Source organism: Tepidiphilus succinatimandens, assembly GCF_006503695.1.
In the GTDB taxonomy this organism is placed as follows: Bacteria; Pseudomonadota; Gammaproteobacteria; order Burkholderiales; family Rhodocyclaceae; genus Tepidiphilus; species Tepidiphilus succinatimandens.
Window position 1 is genome coordinate 80,175 of the sequence record NZ_SBIK01000005.1, and the last position, 17,924, is coordinate 98,098.

At 66.0% G+C, this 17,924-nt stretch carries 18 protein-coding genes and 1 tRNA gene; 12 read left to right on the forward strand and 7 right to left on the reverse strand.

The genetic code is table 11. The features are described 5' to 3' along the window. From EPD82_RS04650 to EPD82_RS04665, 4 genes are all read right to left on the reverse strand, one after another. The gene (locus tag EPD82_RS04650) at positions 1-1,377 is read right to left on the reverse strand and encodes a phosphomannomutase/phosphoglucomutase (protein ID WP_055423691.1); all 1,377 of its coding nucleotides are present in this window, start codon (positions 1,375-1,377) and stop codon (positions 1-3) included. A gap of 20 nt (positions 1,378-1,397) precedes the next feature. Then, complete coding sequence (locus EPD82_RS04655) at positions 1,398-1,613, reverse strand: zinc-finger domain-containing protein (protein WP_055423692.1); 216 nt, start codon at positions 1,611-1,613, stop codon at positions 1,398-1,400. Between the two features lie 11 nt (positions 1,614-1,624). After that, entirely contained in the window at positions 1,625-2,545 is a 921-nt protein-coding gene (locus tag EPD82_RS04660; RefSeq protein WP_055423693.1) for a branched-chain amino acid transaminase, read from the reverse strand. A 118-nt stretch (positions 2,546-2,663) separates the two neighbouring features. Further along, on the reverse strand, positions 2,664-3,464 hold the full coding sequence (locus EPD82_RS04665; protein ID WP_141055798.1) for an outer membrane protein assembly factor BamD: 801 nt from the start codon (positions 3,462-3,464) through the stop codon (positions 2,664-2,666). 19 nt (positions 3,465-3,483) lie between these two features. Here EPD82_RS04665 and EPD82_RS04670 point away from each other — a divergent pair, with 19 nt between their 5' ends. The 8 genes from EPD82_RS04670 to EPD82_RS04705 all read left to right on the forward strand — a co-directional run bounded on the left by EPD82_RS04670 (position 3,484) and on the right by EPD82_RS04705 (position 11,867). Beyond that, complete coding sequence (locus tag EPD82_RS04670; RefSeq protein WP_141055904.1) at positions 3,484-4,458, forward strand: RluA family pseudouridine synthase; 975 nt, start codon at positions 3,484-3,486, stop codon at positions 4,456-4,458. Beyond that, complete coding sequence (gene pgeF, locus EPD82_RS04675) at positions 4,455-5,243, forward strand: peptidoglycan editing factor PgeF (RefSeq protein ID WP_141055800.1); 789 nt, start codon at positions 4,455-4,457, stop codon at positions 5,241-5,243. Before EPD82_RS04670 ends, pgeF begins: the two co-directional genes overlap by 4 nt. A gap of 19 nt (positions 5,244-5,262) precedes the next feature. Continuing rightward, positions 5,263-6,966 carry a PHA/PHB synthase family protein gene (locus tag EPD82_RS04680; protein ID WP_206202189.1) on the forward strand — a complete coding sequence of 568 codons (1,704 nt, stop codon included), beginning with the start codon at positions 5,263-5,265 and terminating at the stop codon, positions 6,964-6,966. Between the two features lie 48 nt (positions 6,967-7,014). Further along, positions 7,015-7,758 (forward strand): acetoacetyl-CoA reductase, encoded by a 744-nt coding sequence (gene phbB / locus EPD82_RS04685; RefSeq protein WP_141055806.1) that lies wholly within the window; start codon positions 7,015-7,017, stop codon positions 7,756-7,758. A gap of 167 nt (positions 7,759-7,925) precedes the next feature. Beyond that, positions 7,926-8,525, forward strand: coding sequence for a polyhydroxyalkanoate synthesis repressor PhaR (gene phaR, locus EPD82_RS04690; protein WP_141055809.1), 600 nt, complete (start codon positions 7,926-7,928; stop codon positions 8,523-8,525). Beyond that, the gene (rimO, locus tag EPD82_RS04695; RefSeq protein WP_141055812.1) at positions 8,515-9,843 is read left to right on the forward strand and encodes a 30S ribosomal protein S12 methylthiotransferase RimO; all 1,329 of its coding nucleotides are present in this window, start codon (positions 8,515-8,517) and stop codon (positions 9,841-9,843) included. The genes phaR and rimO overlap by 11 nt, the downstream gene beginning before the upstream one ends. 11 nt (positions 9,844-9,854) lie before the next feature. After that, a tRNA-Arg gene (locus tag EPD82_RS04700) sits at positions 9,855-9,926 on the forward strand. Positions 9,927-9,947: 21 nt separating this feature from the next. Next, positions 9,948-11,867, forward strand: a complete 1,920-nt coding sequence (locus tag EPD82_RS04705) for an ATP-binding cassette domain-containing protein (RefSeq protein WP_141055815.1) — start codon at positions 9,948-9,950, stop codon at positions 11,865-11,867. A gap of 4 nt (positions 11,868-11,871) precedes the next feature. On the opposite strand, the gene EPD82_RS04710 is transcribed toward EPD82_RS04705, so the two are convergent. From EPD82_RS04710 to EPD82_RS04720, 3 genes are all read right to left on the reverse strand, one after another. Beyond that, positions 11,872-12,837: an HDOD domain-containing protein gene (locus EPD82_RS04710; RefSeq protein WP_141055818.1), complete on the reverse strand. Its 966-nt coding sequence runs from the start codon at positions 12,835-12,837 to the stop codon at positions 11,872-11,874. A 63-nt stretch (positions 12,838-12,900) separates the two neighbouring features. Further along, positions 12,901-13,344 carry a 6-carboxytetrahydropterin synthase QueD gene (queD, locus tag EPD82_RS04715; RefSeq protein ID WP_055423703.1) on the reverse strand — a complete coding sequence of 148 codons (444 nt, stop codon included), beginning with the start codon at positions 13,342-13,344 and terminating at the stop codon, positions 12,901-12,903. A gap of 94 nt (positions 13,345-13,438) precedes the next feature. Next, on the reverse strand, positions 13,439-13,777 hold the full coding sequence (locus tag EPD82_RS04720; RefSeq protein ID WP_055423704.1) for a helix-turn-helix domain-containing protein: 339 nt from the start codon (positions 13,775-13,777) through the stop codon (positions 13,439-13,441). A 246-nt stretch (positions 13,778-14,023) separates the two neighbouring features. Between EPD82_RS04720 and EPD82_RS04725 the strand changes: the two genes are divergently transcribed. The 4 genes from EPD82_RS04725 (at position 14,024) to pyrH (ending at position 17,916) form a co-directional block, all read left to right on the forward strand. Then, on the forward strand, positions 14,024-15,262 hold the full coding sequence (locus EPD82_RS04725) for an aspartate kinase (protein ID WP_055423705.1): 1,239 nt from the start codon (positions 14,024-14,026) through the stop codon (positions 15,260-15,262). Positions 15,263-15,438: 176 nt separating this feature from the next. Then, positions 15,439-16,221 carry a 30S ribosomal protein S2 gene (rpsB, locus tag EPD82_RS04730; RefSeq protein ID WP_055423706.1) on the forward strand — a complete coding sequence of 261 codons (783 nt, stop codon included), beginning with the start codon at positions 15,439-15,441 and terminating at the stop codon, positions 16,219-16,221. A 72-nt stretch (positions 16,222-16,293) separates the two neighbouring features. Then, positions 16,294-17,184: a translation elongation factor Ts gene (tsf, locus tag EPD82_RS04735; RefSeq protein ID WP_141055907.1), complete on the forward strand. Its 891-nt coding sequence runs from the start codon at positions 16,294-16,296 to the stop codon at positions 17,182-17,184. Between the two features lie 15 nt (positions 17,185-17,199). Next, positions 17,200-17,916 (forward strand): UMP kinase, encoded by a 717-nt coding sequence (pyrH, locus tag EPD82_RS04740; RefSeq protein ID WP_055423707.1) that lies wholly within the window; start codon positions 17,200-17,202, stop codon positions 17,914-17,916. The last annotated feature ends 8 nt before the right edge of the window (positions 17,917-17,924 follow it).

Sequence of the window (17,924 nt, forward strand, 5' to 3'; positions counted from 1 at the left end):
TCAAAACGGCAGTTCCACCCCCGGCCACACGCTCGTGAGGGCGCGGCGGAAGTCTTCCTGGATGCGCGCGAGCGCTTCGGGCGTGTCGGCCTCGAAGCGCAGCACCACCACCGGGGTGGTGTTGGAGGCGCGCGCGAGGCCGAAGCCGTCGGGGTATTCGACGCGCACGCCGTCGATGGTAATGATCTCACGCGCACCGGTGAAACCGCTGTAGCCTTGCAGCCGTTCGATGAGGGCAAACGGCTCACCTTCTTTCATTTTGACATTGAGCTCGGGCGTGGCGATGCTGTCGGGCAGCGCCTCGAGCACGGCGCTCGGATTTTCGTGCCGCGAGAGGATTTCCAGCAGGCGCGCGGCGGCATAGAGGCCGTCGTCGAAACCGTACCAGCGATCCTTGAAGAAGATGTGCCCGCTCATCTCGCCGGCGAGCGGCGCCCCCGTCTCGCGCAGTTTCGCCTTGATAAGCGCATGCCCGGTCTTCCACATGAGCGGCACGCCGCCGTGCGCGCGGATGACCTCGGCGAGCTTGCGCGAGCATTTGACGTCGAAAAGGATCTGGGCGCCAGGATGGCGCGAGAGCACGTCGGCGGCAAAGAGCATCATCTGCCGGTCGGGGAAGATGATCTTGCCGCTTTTGGTGACCACGCCCAGTCGGTCGCCGTCGCCGTCGAAGGCGAGTCCCAGCTCGGCGTCGCTGGCGGCCACGCGCGCGATGAGATCCCGCAGGTTCTCGGGTTTGGACGGATCGGGATGGTGGTTGGGAAACGTGCCGTCGACTTCGCAAAAGAGCGCGTCGACCCGGCAGCCGAGCCGTTCGATGAGCTCCGGGGCGAAGGCCCCGGCTACGCCGTTGCCGCAGTCGACCGCGACCTTCATGGGGCGGGAGAGCTTGACGTCGGAGGTGATGCGCGTGAAGTAGGCTTCGCGCACGTCGGCCCGGCGCAGCTGCCCCGCGCCGCTTTCCAGGTCGCCTTCGGCCAGACGCCGGCGCAGATCCTGGATGAGCGGCCCAAAGAGGGTCTCGCCGGCGAGCACCATCTTGAAGCCGTTGTACTGCGGCGGATTGTGGCTGCCGGTGACCGAGACGCAGGAGCGCGTGCCGAGATGCTCGGCGGCGAAGTAGGTGACCGGCGTGGGGACTGCGCCGATATCGATGACGTCCACCCCCGCAGCCATGATCCCTTCGGCGAGCGCCGCGGCAAGCCGTGGGCCCGACAGGCGCCCGTCGCGCCCGACCACGATCGCCTCCACGCCACGCCGGCGCGCTTCGCTGCCGATCGCCCGGCCGATGGCACGGGAGGCGTCTTCGGTGAGGGTCTCGTCGACGATACCGCGGATGTCGTAAGCTTTGAAGATGCTGGCGTCGGGAAGCGTCATCGCAGGGGCTCGCACGGGGGTCAGTGGTGGTGTTTGGGCAGGGGGCCTTCGAAGCGGAAGCGCCGGCTGCAATAGGGGCAGACGGCTTCGCCTTCGGCCGTGGGGTCGAGGAAGACGCGCGGATGCAGCAGATTGACCGGTTCGCCGGGAAGGGGGCAGTGCAGCGGCAGATCTTCGGCGCGCACAGCGATCTCGTGTTCCTTGCGCACGGTCTCGAGCGGATTGGGGACACTCATGGATGCGCTCCTTACAGGTAGGCGAGCCAGTGGTCGTACTCGGGCGCGCGGCCGGCGACGATGTCGAAGAAACGCTGCTGGATGCGAGCGGTGACGGGGCCGCGCTTGCCCTCGCCGATGACGCGGTCGTCGAGCTCGCGGATCGGCGTGATCTCGGCGGCGGTGCCGCTGAAGAAGGCTTCGTCGGCGATGTAGATATCGTCGCGCGTGAGCCGGCGCGACACGAAGGGGATGCCGAGTTCCTCGGCGATGCGGATCACCGTGTCGCGAGTGATGCCCGTGAGCGCCGCGGCGATTTCGGGCTCATACAACACCCCATCCTTGACCACGAAGAGGTTTTCCCCGGCGCCTTCGGCCACGAACCCCTGGGTGTCGAGCAGCAGCGCTTCGTCGTAGCCCTGACTGGTGGCTTCCATGTTGGCGAGGATGGAGTTGGCGTAGGTACTGGAGAGCTTGGCGCGCGGCATGGTCACGTTGACGTGCTGGCGCTGGAAGGAAGCGGTCTTGATGCGGATGCCGCGCTCCAGGCCGTCTTCGCCCAGATACGCGCCCCAGGGCCAGGCGGCGATGGCCACGTGCACTTTGGCGCCCTTGGGCGAGACGCCCATCTTCTCCGAGCCGTAGAAGGCGATGGGGCGGATGTAGCAGGATTCGAGGTTGTTCGCGCGCACCACCTCTTTCTGCGCTTCCATGAGCTCCTCGAGCGGCCAGGGAATCGGCATCATGTAGATCTTGGCCGAATTGAGGAGCCTTTGGGTGTGCTCGCGCAGGCGGAAGATCGCCGTGCCACGCTCGGTGGCGTAGGCGCGCAAGCCTTCGAACACGGCCAGGCCATAGTGCAGCGAATGGGTGAGCACGTGGGTGGTGGCTTCACGCCAGGGCACGAGCTTGCCGTCGTACCAGATGAAGCCGTCGCGGTCGGACATCGACATGGGGTTCTCCTCGGGTGGATGGGCTCGGCGTTTGCGCCGTGTAACCGCAGATTGTAGCGCAAAGCGCCGAGGGATCAGGACCCGCCGCGACTTCGGAGAAAACCGCTGCGCCGCGCGCTCACCACAGTTGCCACCAGGGTTTGTCCGGGCCTTTCTTTCCGCCCTTGAAGTAGGCCGACTGGGGGAAGTTGTGGCGCAGCACGCGCTCGGCGTCGGCGCGCAGATCCTGCAGGCCGAGCTTGTCGTAAGCCTGCATGAGGATCCACAGCGCGTCTTCTTGCGCCGGGGAATCGGGGAATTGCTCGAGCACGGCTTTTGCCCGGTTGGCGGCGGCCAGATACGCTCCGCGGCGCAGGTAGTAGTCGGCCACATGGACTTCGTAGCGGGCCATGGCGTTGGTGAGATAGACCATGCGCTGGCGCGCGTCGTCGGCGTACTTGCTGTCGGGGAAACGCTCGATGAGCTCGCGGAACGTCTCGTAGGATTCGCGCATGCCCTTGGGGTCGCGCTCGGAGAGATCCTGGTTGGAGATCGTCCCGAGCAGGCCGAGGTCTTCGTTGAAGGTCGCCAAGCCCTTGAGGTAGTACATGTAATCGACGTTGGGGTGGTTGGGGTGCAGCCGGATGAAGCGATCGGCGGCGGCGATCGCCTCTTCAGGCTCGCCCGCCTTGTAGTGGGCATAGGCCGTTTCGATCTGCGCCTGCTGGGCGTAGCGCCCGAAGGGATAGCGCGCTTCGAGCTTTTCGTAGAGTTCGACGGCCCGTTGATAATTTCCTTCGTTCAGGGCATCCTTGGCTTCGGAATAGAGTTTTTGCGCGTTCCAGCCGCGGGTCTCGTCCTCTTTTTCGGGGATGAGGCTGCAGCCGGCGAGCGTGAGCGAAAGGGCGAGGAAGAGCGCGGTGAGCGAACGCAGGATCATGGCGGATGACGATCTGGGCATGAGTGACTCGGTGACCGATTATAAGGCGGAATGGGATGGCGACGACGAAGAGGCGATCACGGCCGAAGAAGAGGCACGCCTCGTGCCGGTCGCGCTCGCGGGCGAGCGGCTCGACCGCGTCGCCGCGGCGCTGTGGCCGGAGCATTCCCGCTCACGCCTGCAGCAGTGGATCGAGCAAGGCTTCCTGCGCGTAGACGGGCTGCCCGCCGGCTCGGTGCGGCGCCGGCTGCTGGGCGGAGAGCGGCTGGTGCTCGCGCCGCCGCCATTCGCATTGGGGGAAGTCCCGCGGGCACAGGCGATGTCATTGTCTCTCCTCTATGCCGATGAATCGATTTTCGTCATTGACAAGCCGGCCGGCCTGGTGGTTCATCCCGGCGCGGGAAACTTGGAGGGGACCTTGCTCAACGGGCTGCTCGCGCTCGATGCCGGCCTGGCGGCGCTGCCGCGGGCCGGCATCGTCCACCGGCTCGACAAGGACACGAGCGGCCTCATGGTGGTGGCGCGCACCCTGGAAGCGCAGACGGCGCTGGTGCGTCAGCTGCAGGCGCGCACGGTGCGCCGTGAATACTGGGCGGTGGTGGCGGGGCATCTGGAGCGGGCCGGAACGGTGGAAGCGCCCATCGGACGGCATCCCCGGGTGCGCACGCGCATGGCGGTCGTACCGCAGGGCAAACCCGCGGTAACGCACTATCGCCCGCTGGAAGCCTTCGCCGAGGCCACGCTCGTCGAGTGCCGCTTGGAAACCGGGCGCACGCACCAGATCCGCGTGCATCTGGCCCACCTCGGTTTCCCTTTGCTGGGAGACCCTCTCTACGCCCCGCGGGCGGTGGCGGCGCGTTTTTCCCGGCAGGCGCTGCACGCCCGGCGGCTTGCCCTCGTGCATCCCGCAAGCGGCGAGCCATGCCGTTGGGAATCGCCCCTGCCCGAGGACATGACCCGGCTGCTCGAGACCCTGCGGGGAGAAAAGCGATGATTCGCCGGATCCATTGGCCGGAAGCGCCGCGCAACGTGGTGCTGCGGCTCACCGACCGCGAGGGCGGGGTGAGCCGTGAGCCGTATGCCTCCTTCAACCTCGCCACGCACGTGGGCGACGACCCCGCGGCGGTGGTGGAGAACCGCCTGCGCCTCGCGCGGCTCCTTCCCGCCATGCCGTTGTGGCTCGAGCAGGTGCACGGCGCGCGCGTCTTCGATGCCGATCGCGAGCCCTGGGAGGGAACGCCGCCGCAGGCCGATGCGGCGGTGACGACCCGGCCGAACTTGCCGCTTGCCGTGCTCACTGCCGACTGCCTGCCCGTGGCTTTTGCCGCCTGCGACGGTGCCCGAGTGGCGGTAGCGCACGCCGGCTGGCGCGGGCTCGCCGGCGGGGTGCTGGAAGCGGTGGCGGCGCATTTTCCGCCCCAGGGCTTCGTTGCCTGGATTGGCCCGGGAATCGGGCAGGCGCACTACGAGGTGGGGGAGGAAGTGCGCGGAGTTTTTCTCGACCAGACCCCGTCGCTTGCCCGGTTTTTCGTACCCGGCCGCGACGGTGCGCATTGGCTCGCCGACCTCGTCGGCATTGCGCGGGCGAAGCTGCTCGCCGCGGGAGCGGCCGCAGTCAGTCTGGGCGGTATATGTACATTTCATGACAAGGCGTTCTATTCCTACCGCCGTGAAGGGAGGTGTACCGGCCGCTTCGCTTTGTGCCTCTGGCGCGCCTCGGGGTACATGACGCATGCTGCAGCGCATGATTGTCGCCATGCACCTTTCGTGCCACAATGAATTCGACCAAGGAGAAAATATGACGTCTTTCCCCAATCCGCCCGGCGTTTCGCTTCCTCCGGGGCATCCCTTGCAGGCATGGCAGCAGTACTGGCAGCTCATGGCCGGTGATCCGGACAAGCTGCGCCAGTGGCAGCAGCAGTGGCTGGCGCAGCACGCCCAGCTGTGGGACCAGCTGCTGCATCGTCGGCCGGGCGAGCCCGCCGAGCCGGTGGTGCCGCAGGTGCGCGGCGACAAGCGCTTCTCCTCGCCTGCGTGGCAGGAAAGTCCCATCTTCGACTACCTCCGCCAGGCCTACTGGATCAACGCGCAGATGCTCACCCGCTGGGTGGAAGAGAGCGACTTCCCCGACGGCAAGACCAAGGCGCGGGCGCGTTTCCTCGTGCGCCAGATCGTCGATGCGCTCGCTCCGTCGAACTTCGCCGCCACCAATCCGGAATTCATCCGTCAGGCGCTCGAAACCCAGGGCGAGAGCATCCGGCGCGGCATCGCCAACCTGCTCGAAGACCTGCACAAAGGTCACATCTCGATGACCGACGAGTCCGCCTTCGAAGTCGGACGCAACCTTGCGGTCACTCCCGGCGCGGTGATCGCCGAAAACCCCCTCATGCAGCTCATCCAGTACGCGCCGCTCACGGAGAAGGTGGGCGAGCGGCCGCTCCTCATCGTTCCGCCCAACATCAACAAGTTCTACATCCTCGACCTCCAGCCGGAAAATTCCCTCGTGCGCTTCGCTCTGGAGCAGGGTCACACGGTGTTCATGATCTCGTGGAAGAATCCGGGCATCACCGAGGCGCGCTATGGCTGGGACGATTACCTGGAACTGGGGCCGCTGCGGGCGTTGGAGATCGTGCGCGAGCTCACCGGCGTGACCGACCCCAACGTGCTGGGGTTCTGCGTCGGCGGCACGATGCTTTCCTGTGCGCTCGCGGTGGCGCGCGCCCGGGGTGAGACTCCGGTGCGCAGCCTCACGCTGATGACGACCCTGCTCGATTATGCCGAGAGCGGCGATCTCGGCTGCCTCGTGGACGAGGCGAGCGTCACCGCACGCGAGGCGGCGATCGGCAAGGGCGGATTGATGCTGGGCTCGGAACTCGCCAACACCTTCTCGGCGCTGCGTGCCAACGACCTCGTCTGGAACTACGTGGTGAACAACTACCTCAAGGGCGAGGCCCCCAAGCCCTTCGACCTGCTTTTCTGGAACAGCGACAGCACCAACCTGCCCGGGCCGTTCGTCACCTACTATCTGCGCAACATGTATCTCGAAAACAACCTGCGCGTGCCCAACAAGCTGACGATGCTCGGCGAGCCGGTGAGCCTCACCCGCCTCGACATGCCCGCCTACGTGATGGCGGCGCGCGAAGACCACATCGTGCCCTGGCGTGGAGCCTACTTGTCGCAGCGGCTGCTCGGCGGTCCGCGCCGTTTCGTGCTGGGGGCGAGCGGTCACATCGCCGGGGCCATCAACCCGGCGCGCAAGAACCGCCGCAGCTATTGGACCAACGATTCCCTGCCCGAAGAGCCGGAAGCGTGGCTGGCCGGGGCGCAGGAGCAGCCCGGCAGCTGGTGGTGGGATTGGGCCCGCTGGCTGGAAACGCACAAAGGCAAGCTCGTGCCGGCACGCACCGCCCTGGGCAACGATCGCTACCGTCCGATCGAACCGGCCCCCGGCCGCTACGTGAAAGAACCCGCGCTGCCGCTCGTGCGCGAACCCGTTGTGTAAGCCGGCGCCGCCAGCGGCGCCATTCAACCATCGAAGAGGAGAAGGGAAATGACGACACGCATCGCATTGGTGACCGGAGGCATGGGAGGACTCGGCGAGGCGATCTGCATCAAGCTCGCCCAGATGGGCTATCGCGTCGTGACCACCCACTCGCTCGGCAACACCAAGGCCCCGCAGTGGCTCGCCGAGATGAAAGCCAAGGGGTTCGACTTTGCCGCCTATCCGGCCGACGTGGCCGATTTCGATTCCTGCAAGGCCTGCGTGGAGAAGATCGTGCAGGAGGTCGGCCCGGTGGACGTGCTCGTCAACAACGCCGGCATCACCCGCGACATGACCCTGCGCAAGATGACCAAGGCCGACTGGGACGCGGTGCTGCGCACCAACCTCGACAGCGTCTTCAACATGACCAAGCAGGTCATCGACGGCATGGTCGAGCGCAAGTGGGGCCGCATCATCAACATCTCTTCGGTCAACGGCCAGAAAGGCGCCTTCGGCCAGACCAACTATGCCGCGGCCAAGGCCGGGATGCACGGCTTCACCAAATCGCTGGCGCTCGAAGTGGCGCGCTACGGCGTCACGGTCAATACCGTCTCGCCGGGCTACATCGGCACCAAGATGGTGCTTGCCATTCCGCAGGAGATCCTGGACTCCAAGATCCTGCCGCAGATCCCCATGGGACGTCTGGGCAAGCCCGAAGAGATCGCCGGACTGGTGGCCTACATCGCCTCCGATGAGGCTGCTTACATGACCGGGGCCAACATCGCCATCAACGGCGGCCAGCACATGTATTGAGGATCGGCACCTCCCTCCTTGGAAGAGGGGCTACGGTCACCGGGTCTGCAGAGGCGATGCCTTGTCGGTGTCACCCTGCGGACCCTGCATTTTTCGGCCGCGGGGAACCTCTGCCTTTTGCTACGGTATAATGTTTCGTCGCGACCTCCTTGTGGGAAAGATCGGCAATGACCGATGCGCAGCAGATCCGCCTGATCAAGAAGTACCCCAATCGCCGTTTGTACGATACCGTCAGCAGCGCCTACATCACGATCGGCGACGTGAAGAATCTCGTGCTCGCACACGAGCCTTTCCGTATCGTCGACGCGAAGACGGGGGAAGATCTCACGCGCAGCGTGCTGCTGCAGATCATCCTCGAAGAGGAAGCCTGCGGCCAGCCGCTCTTTTCTTCCGAGCTGCTCGCGCAGATCATCCGTTTCTATGGCCAGGCGTCGCAAAACCTGATGGGGCGCTATCTGGAAAACAGCATCGCCGCCTTCGTCGAGATGCAGAACAAGTTCCAGGAGCAGCTGCGCTCGCTCTACGGGGACAAGGCGCCGCTCGGCACCGACTGGATGGCGCAGTTTCTTTCGCTGCAGGCTCCGGCGCTACAATCGATGATGAACGCCTATCTCGAGCAATCGCGCCAGCTGCTCACCCAGATGCAGAAGCAGGCGGAGAGCCAGACGCGCGGGCTCTTCGGCGCCATGTTCTCCGGCCTGCGGCCGCAGGCGGACGAATCCGCCCAAGGCGGCACGACCTCACCGACCAAGCCTGATGAAACTTGAGTTTGCTGCGCCCCGCGTGGGCATGGTAAGCCTGGGCTGCCCCAAGGCCACCGTCGACTCCGAACGCATCCTTACACGCCTGCGGGCCGAGGGCTATGCGCTCAGCCCCGACTACGAAGGGGCGGATCTGGTCATCGTCAATACCTGCGGCTTCATCGACGCGGCGGTGGAAGAATCGCTGCAGGCGATCGGCGAGGCGCTGGCGGAGAATGGCAAGGTCATCGTCACTGGCTGCCTGGGCGCCCGGCCGCAGCGCATCCTCGAAGAATTCCCCCAGGTGCTGGCGATCACCGGTCCGCATGCGGAGGCCGAGGTGCTCGATCTGGTGCACCGCCATCTGCCCAAGCCGCACGACCCCTTCACCGACCTCGTCCCCCCGCAGGGACTGCGGCTCACGCCGCCGCACTACGCCTACCTGAAGATCTCCGAGGGCTGCAACCACCGCTGTACCTTCTGCATCATCCCGTCGCTGCGCGGCGATCTCGTCAGCCGCCCCATCCACGAGATCATGGCCGAGGCCGAGGCGCTGGTCGAATCCGGCGTCAAGGAGATCCTGGTCGTGTCGCAGGACACCGCCGCCTACGGGGTGGACCTCAAGTACCGCACGGGCTTCGTCGACGGTCGGCCGGTACGCCAGCGTCTCACCGAGCTCGCCCGTCTGCTGGGTGAGCTCGGCGTATGGATCCGGCTACACTACGTCTATCCCTATCCGAGCGTGGACGAGCTCATCCCGCTCATGGCCGAGGGCAAGATCCTGCCCTATCTCGACGTCCCGTTCCAGCACGCCAGCCCCCGCATCCTCAAGGCGATGCAGCGGCCGGCGGCCACCGAACGGGTGCTCGAGCGCATCCGGCGCTGGCGCGAGATCTGCCCCGACTTGACGATCCGCTCGACCTTCATCACCGGCTTCCCTGGTGAGACCGAGGAGGATTTCGACTTGCTGTTGCAGTTCCTCGAAGAGGCGCAGCTCGACCGGGTCGGCGCCTTCGCCTATTCCCCCGTCGAGGGCGCGGCGGCCAATGCGCTTCCCGGTGCCGTGCCCGAGGAGGTGCGCGAGGAACGGCGCGTGCGCCTGCTGCAGTGGCAGGAGGACATCTCCACGCAGCGGCTGGAGCGCTGGATCGGGCGCCGGATCACGGTCCTGGTGGAAGAGGTCGACGAAGAGGGGGCGCTCGCGCGTTCGAGCGCCGACGCGCCCGAAATCGACGGTCTCGTCATCATTCCCAACGGCGAGGACTTGCAGCCGGGCGAATTCGCCGAAGTCCTCGTCACCGACTGCGACGTGCACGACCTCTATGCGGAAGTGCCGTCGCGCTGAATCACCCCTCTCTCCCCGTAGTTCAATGGATAGAACGAGCGCCTCCTAAGCGCTAGATCCAGGTTCGATTCCTGGCGGGGGGACTCCCTTTCAAGGTTTTTGTCATGCCTGTGCTCCGCCTCGACGACGCCCATCTTGCGTTTGGTCACGTTCCTCTGCTCGACGCCGCGTCCTTTCAGCTCGACGAGGGTGAGCGGGTGGTGCTGATCGGGCGCAACGGTGCGGGCAAATCCAGCCTGCTGCGCGTGCTCGCCGGCGAGCAGCCGCTCGACGACGGGCTCCTGTGGCGCCAGCCGGGCCTGCGTCTGGCCTACGTGCCGCAGGAAGCGGACTTCCCGCCGCAGGCCACGGTGGCCGAGGTGCTCACCGAGGGGCTGGGCGAGGCGGCAGGCCTCTTGCGGCGGTTTCAGGCGCTGTCGCGCCACGTGACGGCCACTCCCGAGCCGGCGCTCCTTGCCGAACTCGACGCCGTCCAGCAGGCGCTGGAGCGGGAAGGCGGCTGGCAGTGGCAGCACCGCATCGACGCCGCGCTCGCGGCGCTGGGGTTGGAGGCCGAGGCGCGCATCGCATCGCTCTCGGGCGGCGGGGTGAAACGCGTGGCGCTCGCCCGCGCCCTGGTGGCCGAGCCGGAAGTGCTGCTCCTCGACGAGCCGACCAACCACCTCGACATCGCCGCGATCGAGCGGCTGGAGCAGATGCTGCTCACCTTTCGTGGCAGCGTCGTGCTGGTGACGCACGACCGGGCTCTGGTCGATCGGGTCGCCACCCGCATCGTCGAGCTCGACCGGGGGCGGCTGGCGAGCTTTCCCGGGTCGTTCGCCGAGTACGAACGGCGCAAGGCCGAGCAGCTCGCGGCCGAGGCGCAGGCGCAGGCGCGCTTCGACAAGTTCCACGCCCAGGAAGAGGCGTGGATCCGCAAAGGGGTGGAGGCGCGGCGTACGCGCAACGAGGGCCGGGTGCGCCGGCTGGAGCGCTTGCGCGAGGAACGCGAGGCGCGCCGCGAGCGGCTCGGGCGGGTGCGCCTGCAGCTCGAGGCGGGCGAGCAGAGCGGTCGGCTGGTGGCCGAGCTCGTGGGCGTGACGAAGTCCTGGGGGGAGAGGACGGTGGTGCGCGACTTCTCCACCACCATCCTGCGCGGGGATCGCATCGGCTTCATCGGCCCCAACGGGGCCGGCAAGACGACCTTGCTCAAACTCATTCTGGGCGAGATCGAACCCGATGCGGGTCTGGTGCGCCACGGCACGCGCCGCAACGTCGCCTATTTCGATCAGATGCGCGCCCAGCTCGACCCCGAGGCGCGGCTGATCGACGTCGTCAGTCCCGGTTCGGATACGGTGGAGATCGCTGGGCAGCGGCGCCACGTCGTCGGCTACCTCGAGGACTTCCTCTTCTCGCCGCAGCGGGCACGCTCGCCAGTGAAGACGCTCTCGGGCGGGGAGCGCAACCGGCTGCTGCTCGCGCGCCTCTTCGCTCAGCCGGCCAATGTGCTGGTGCTCGACGAGCCCACCAACGACCTCGACCTCGACACGCTGGAGCTCCTCGAAGAGCGCCTGCTCTCTTATTCGGGGACTTTGCTGCTGGTGAGCCATGACCGGCGCTTCCTCGACAACGTGGTCACGCAGGTGATCGCCTCGACCGGTGACGGGCGCTGGGAAGAGTGCGTCGGCGGCTACAGCGACTGGCTGCGGCTGAAGGGAGAGGTCGCATCGGTATCCGCGGCTCCGGGTCCGACCAAGGCCCCTGTCAAAGCCAAGGTTGCCGCGCCGGAGGAACCTCGGTCTTCCCGACCGCGGCGGTTGTCGTACCGCGAACGCCAGGAACTGGAGGCGCTGCCGCAGCGCATCGAGGCCCTGGAGGCCGAGCAGGCGGCGCTCACCGAGGCGCTCGCCGATCCGCGGCTCTACAGCGAGCGGGCGCAGGAAGTGGCCGGCCTGAAGTCGCGGCTCGCGGCGCTGCAGGAAGAGATCGAGGCGCTCCTGGAACGCTGGTCGGAGTTGGAGGTGCTCGCCGCCGGCGAGGGGTGAGCGCTCATTCGCCGCCGGAGGGGGCGTCCGGCCCGGAGGGCTTGGACGCATCCGCCGAAACGGCGGCCGCCGCTTCGCCGCTCGTTTGGGTGGGCGGCGTCGTCTCGCCTGCGGGGCCGAGCAAGCGCGCCATCGCCTCTTCCGGCGCGCCGAGCTGCTTGAGCAGGATCTCGCGATTGACGTGCACCAGTTCCTGGATGGCGTCGAGGTCGGCCGGGATGCGCGGATCGTTCCAGCCGTGGGCGAGGTGGCGCGCAAGCCGCGTGGCGAGCCATACCGTGCGCGTGCGCGGATTCTCCAGGAGGTGGTCGTCGAGCAGCTTTTTCAGGATCTCGGGTAGTTCCAGCGCGTCGATGAGGCCGTTGCGGATCTCGACTTCGGTGGCGTTGAACACCTTGCGCTGCAGCTGCTCGAGCGGAATGGCAGGGTAGGTGCGGCGCAGGCGGATGAGCAGCGACATGAGCCGGGGCGCGTAGAGCCACATCAGGACTTCGGTGATGTCGTGCAACAGCGCCGCGACCACCACTTCCGAGACTTCGATGTCGCGGCGCAGCAGCGCCCATTCACGGGCGAAACGCGCCGCGCGCCGCAGCCGGGCGATGAGCCGCAGCAGCATGGTGAGCTCGTCGGGCAGATCGGCGAGTTCTTCTTCCACCAGCGCCATGCGGTCGCATTCGGCATAAAAGGCGCGAATGCCCAGCATGAGGAGGATGCGGTCGATGGTGGTGAGCTCGCGCGTGCGCAGGTCGGGCGGGCGGCGCTTTTGCAGCGTCACCATCAGCCGCAGCGTGAGGAGTGGATCCTGCAGCACCACCTGCGAGAGGACGTGGGCATTGAGCGTTTCCGCCGCCGGGCGCAGTTCCTCGAGGCGGCGCTTGGTATGCCTGAGGATGGGGACCTTGTCGGCGCGCTCGGCGAAGAACCGGATCCAGGCGGCCGCATCCGGTAGCGGGTGTTCGAGTCGTTCCATCGCCTTTCTCCGGCCGGGGACGCCGCGATTATCCCCAGCGGCCGGGGTTTTGCCAAGAGGCGCTCAGTCGTCGGGGTAATCCGCCCAACAGTTGGGCGTCTCGTAGAGGCGCACCCGGCGCAGTCGCAGCCGATCGCCATGGGCGAGGTGCAAGCGCTCGGACAGGAGCTCATAGGCGATGCGCGCGAGGTTTTCGGCGGTGGGAACGGCGTCGAGCACGACCGTTCGATGGTCCGGGATGCGCTCGAGGAGCGAGCGCACCAAGGCGTCGTCGCGATGCACGAGGAAGGCGTGATCCCAAGGATCGACCACGGTTTCGTGGACGAGGGCCTTGAGGGCGGAGAAGTCGAGCACCATTCCCTCGTCGCTGCGTCCGGCCTCTGGGACCGGCTCACCGATGAGCGTCACCTCGAGTGCATAGCGATGGCCGTGCAGGTGGCGACACCGGCTTTCATGGTTGGGAATGCGGTGCCCGGCGTCGAATTCGAAGCGTCGGGTGATCTGCATGGGAGGATTCTAGCGGAAAAAACCGCCGCGGCCTGCAGGGTGCAAGGTCGCGGCGGTCGCCGTGATCCCGTCGATCGCGGCCGAGCCAGGAGGCTCAGTCTTCCACCGTTTCCCCTTCTTCGACGGGGGCGGACGTCTTTCCCTGGTTTTTCAGCCAGGCGCGCGCTTCTTTCTTGAGTTCCTTGAAGCGCTCGGCATCGGTTGCCTTGAGATATTGCGCGACTTCCCAGTCTTCCCGCTTGATCTTGTTCACGTCGATCTGCTCGACGTGGACGAGGCGCAGCAGCGCCTGCACGGGGCGAGGGATGTTGCGCCCGCTCTCGTAGCGGGAGCCCCCGCTCTGGGTGACGCCGAGTTTGGACCAGAACTGGGACTGGTTGAGGCCCAGTTTCTTGCGCAGTTCGCGGATGTCGCCGCCGGTAAGGTTTTTCATCGAGATTGGCTCCATTACTCGTGGATAGGAGATCATGCCTCGCTCATGTCGTGCCTGAGCGAGGCATAATCATATAACGAGGCAAATTGTAAGACAACCATTTTTCGATAGCGAATACGAATTTTTTGTATCGCTCTTTATCATCGTCTCGAAAGTGCCGCGGCGGAAGTGCGAGGAGTTCGCCGCGTGGCGTGAACACGCGATCGTTGATAAAATTCGAAGTTTCAGATCGTTTCCGAGGGGAAGATGGCGCTCATCGTGCAGAAATACGGCGGTACCTCCGTGGGCTCGCCGGAGCGGATTCAGAACGTCGCGCGCCGCGTGGCGAAATACCGCCAGCAGGGGCACCAGGTGGTGGTGGTGGTCTCGGCCATGAGCGGTGAGACCAACCGGCTCGTGGCACTCACCCAGGCGTTGTCCGACGCACCCGATCCGCGCGAGGTGGACGTCGTGCTCGCCACTGGCGAGCAGGTGACGATCGGACTCACCGCGATCGCCCTGCAGTCGCTCGGCATCCCGGCCAGGAGCTATACCGGCTGGCAAGTGCCCATCCATACCGACAGCGCCTTCACCAAGGCGCGTATCCTGGAGATCGAGCCGGAGCGCATGCTCGCCGATCTGGCCGCAGGCAAGGTCGTGGTCGTGGCCGGCTTTCAAGGGGTGGATGGCGAAGGCAACATCACCACGCTCGGGCGCGGCGGCTCCGATACCACCGCCGTGGCACTGGCGGCGGCGTTGCAGGCCGACGAGTGCCAGATCTACACCGACGTCGACGGCGTCTACACGACCGACCCGCGCATCGTGCCCGAGGCGCGGCGCTTGTCGCAGATCACCTTCGAAGAAATGCTCGAGATGGCCAGCCTCGGCTCCAAGGTGCTGCAGATCCGCTCGGTGGAATTCGCCGGCAAGTACAAGGTCAAGCTGCGGGTGCTTTCCAGTTTCGAAGAAGAGGGAGAAGGGACGTTGATCACGGTCGAGGAAGAAAAGAACATGGAACAGCCCATCATTTCCGGCATCGCCTTTCAGCGCGACGAGGCCAAGGTGACGTTGCTCGGCGTGCCCGACAAGCCGGGAGTCGCCTACCAGATCCTGGGGCCGGTGGCCGATGCGAACATCGACGTCGACATGATCGTGCAAAACGTCGGCCATGACGGCACCACCGACTTCAGCTTCACCGTGGCGAAGAACGACCTCAAGAAAGTGATGGAGATCCTCGAGCGGGTGAAGAACGATCTCGGGGCGCGTCAGGTGATCGGCGACAAGTCGGTGTGCAAGGTCTCGCTGGTGGGCGTCGGGATGCGTTCGCACCCCGGCGTGGCGGCCAAGATGTTCCGCACGCTTGCCGAAGAGGGGATCAACATCCAGATGATCTCCACCTCCGAGATCAAGATTTCGGTGCTGATCGACGAGAAGTACCTCGAGCTCGCCGTGCGCGCGCTGCACAAGGCTTTCGGACTCGATCAGCCCGAGCCGGACGTCGCTTGACGCCCGAGCCGGGGATTGCGCCGTCCCGCCTTTTTTGACGGACGCTCTTGCCTTCGTTATAATGCCGGGCCTGCCGTACGCGGCAGGCCATTCCACACGCCCGCAAGCGACGAGGGTCCGTGTTCGCGCACGGTGGGTCGCGGGCGGAGGTTCAACCCTTATCCATTGGAGTCTTCATGAACGTCACGATGCGTCAAATGCTCGAGGCTGGCGTCCATTTCGGGCACCAGACCCGTTTCTGGCATCCCAAGATGGCCCCCTACATCTACGGCGAGCGCAACAAGATCCACATCATCAACCTCGAGAAGACGCTGGCGAAGCTGCGCGAAGCGGTCGAATTCGTGCGCCGGCTCTCGGCCAAGGGCGGCACGATCCTTTTCGTCGCCACCAAGCGCCAGGCGCGTGACATCATCGCCGAGGAAGCCCAGCGCTGCGGCATGCCTTTCGTCAATGAACGCTGGCTCGGTGGCATGCTCACCAACTTCAAGACGGTGCGCCAGTCCATCGCGCGCTTGAAGGAGCTCGAAGCGGCGTTCGCCGACGGCTCGGTGCAGCAGTTGCCCAAGCGCGAGGCACTGGGTCTGCAGCGCGAGCTCGACAAGCTCGAGCGCAGCCTGGGCGGAATCAAGGAGATGGATCGTCTGCCCGACGCGCTCTTCGTCATCGACGTGGGGCACCACAAGATCGCCGTGTCCGAAGCGAACAAGCTGGGCATTCCGGTCGTGGCGGTGGTCGACACCAACCATGCGCCTGAGGGCATCGATTACGTGATCCCGGGCAACGACGATTCGGCCCGCGCCGTGCGCCTGTACGCCCGGGCGATCGCCGACGCGGTGCTCGAAGGCAAGGCCATGGCGCTGCAGGAAGTGGTCGCTGCGGCTTCCGACGAGTTCGTGGAAGTCGAAGGCGCCGAAGGTGAGACGGCCTCCGAGGAAGGCGAAGCGCCGGCGGCCGAGTAAGGCAGAAGCAGTGTGCATGCGGCGGGCGCGCTTCGGGCGCGTCCGCCCGACAATCTTTCGTGAGGACGGATGATGGCTGAAATTACCGCAAGCATGGTCAAGGAGCTGCGCGAGCGCACCGATGCGCCGATGATGGAGTGCAAGAAAGCGCTCGCGGAGGCCGGCGGCGACATGGCGCGCGCCGAGGAGATCCTGCGCGTCAAGCTCGGCAACAAGGCGAGCAAGGCCGCCAGCCGCGTGGCCGCCGAAGGCATCGTCGCCATCTGGGTGTCGCCCGATGCCAAGCTCGCGGCCATGGTCGAGGTCAATTGCGAGACCGACTTCGTAGCGAAGAACGACGAATTCATCGCCTTCGCCAACCGCCTGGCGCAGCTGGTAGCCGAGCGCAATCCGGCCGACGTGGCCGCGCTCTCCCAGTTCGAGCTCGACGGCAAGCCGGTCGAACAGGTGCGCACCGAACTCGTGGGCAAAATCGGCGAGAACATCACCATTCGCCGTTTCGTCCGCATCGAGGCCCAGGGCAAGGTGTACTCCTACGTGCACGGCGGCGCCAAGATCGGAGTGCTCGTCGATCTCGTCGGCGGCGACGAGGCGCTGGGCAAGGATCTGGCCATGCACATCGCCGCGTGCAAGCCGAAGGCCCTTTCGGCCGATCAGGTGCCCGCCGAGCTCATCGAGACCGAGCGGCGCATCGCGCGGCAGAAAGCGATCGAATCGGGCAAGCCCGAGGCGATCCTCGACAAGATCGCCGAAGGCGCGGCGCAGAAATACCTCAAGGAGGTCACCCTGCTGGGGCAAGGCTTCGTCAAGGACGACAAGCTCAGCGTCGAGGCGCTCCTGAAGCAGCGCAACGCCAGGGTCGCCTCTTTCGCACTCTTCGTCGTCGGCGAAGGCATCGAGAAGAAACAGACCGACTTCGCAGCCGAAGTGGCGGCGCAGGCAGCGGCCGCGGCCAAGTCCTGAAGACGAGGCGAGCCCATGTCCACCCCTGCCTATCGCCGCATCCTCTTGAAGCTGTCGGGCGAGGCCCTGATGGGCGACGACCCCTACGGCATCAACGAGAAGGTCGTCGAACGCATCGTCGGTGAAATCGCCGAAGTCTCCGGGCTCGGCGTGCAGATCGGGATCGTGATCGGCGGGGGCAACATCTTTCGCGGCATCCAAGGGGCGGCGAGTGGCATGGACCGGGCGACCGCCGACTACATCGGCATGCTCGCCACGGTGATGAATGCCATGGCGCTGTCGGACGCCTTCCGGCGGCATGAGGTCGAGTCGCGCGTGCTCTCGGCGCTGCGCATCGAGCAGGTGGTCGAACCCTACATCCGCGCCCGCGCCATCCGGCATCTGGAAGAAGGCCGCATCGTCATCTTCGCTGCCGGTACGGGGAATCCTTTCTTCACCACCGACACGGCGGCCGCGCTGCGCGGCGCCGAGATCGGGGCGCAGATCGTGTTGAAGGCGACCAAGGTCGACGGGGTCTATACCGCCGATCCGCAGAAAGACCCCACCGCCAAGCGCTATCACCGCATCAGCTTCGATGAGGCGATCGGGCGCAATCTCGCGGTGATGGATGCCACCGCCTTCGCCTTGTGCCGCGACATCAAGCTGCCCATCAACGTGTTTTCGATCTTCAAGCCGGGGGCCTTGCGCCGCGTCGTCATGGGCGAGGACGAAGGCACGCTCGTGCATTCGTAAGGAGTCGA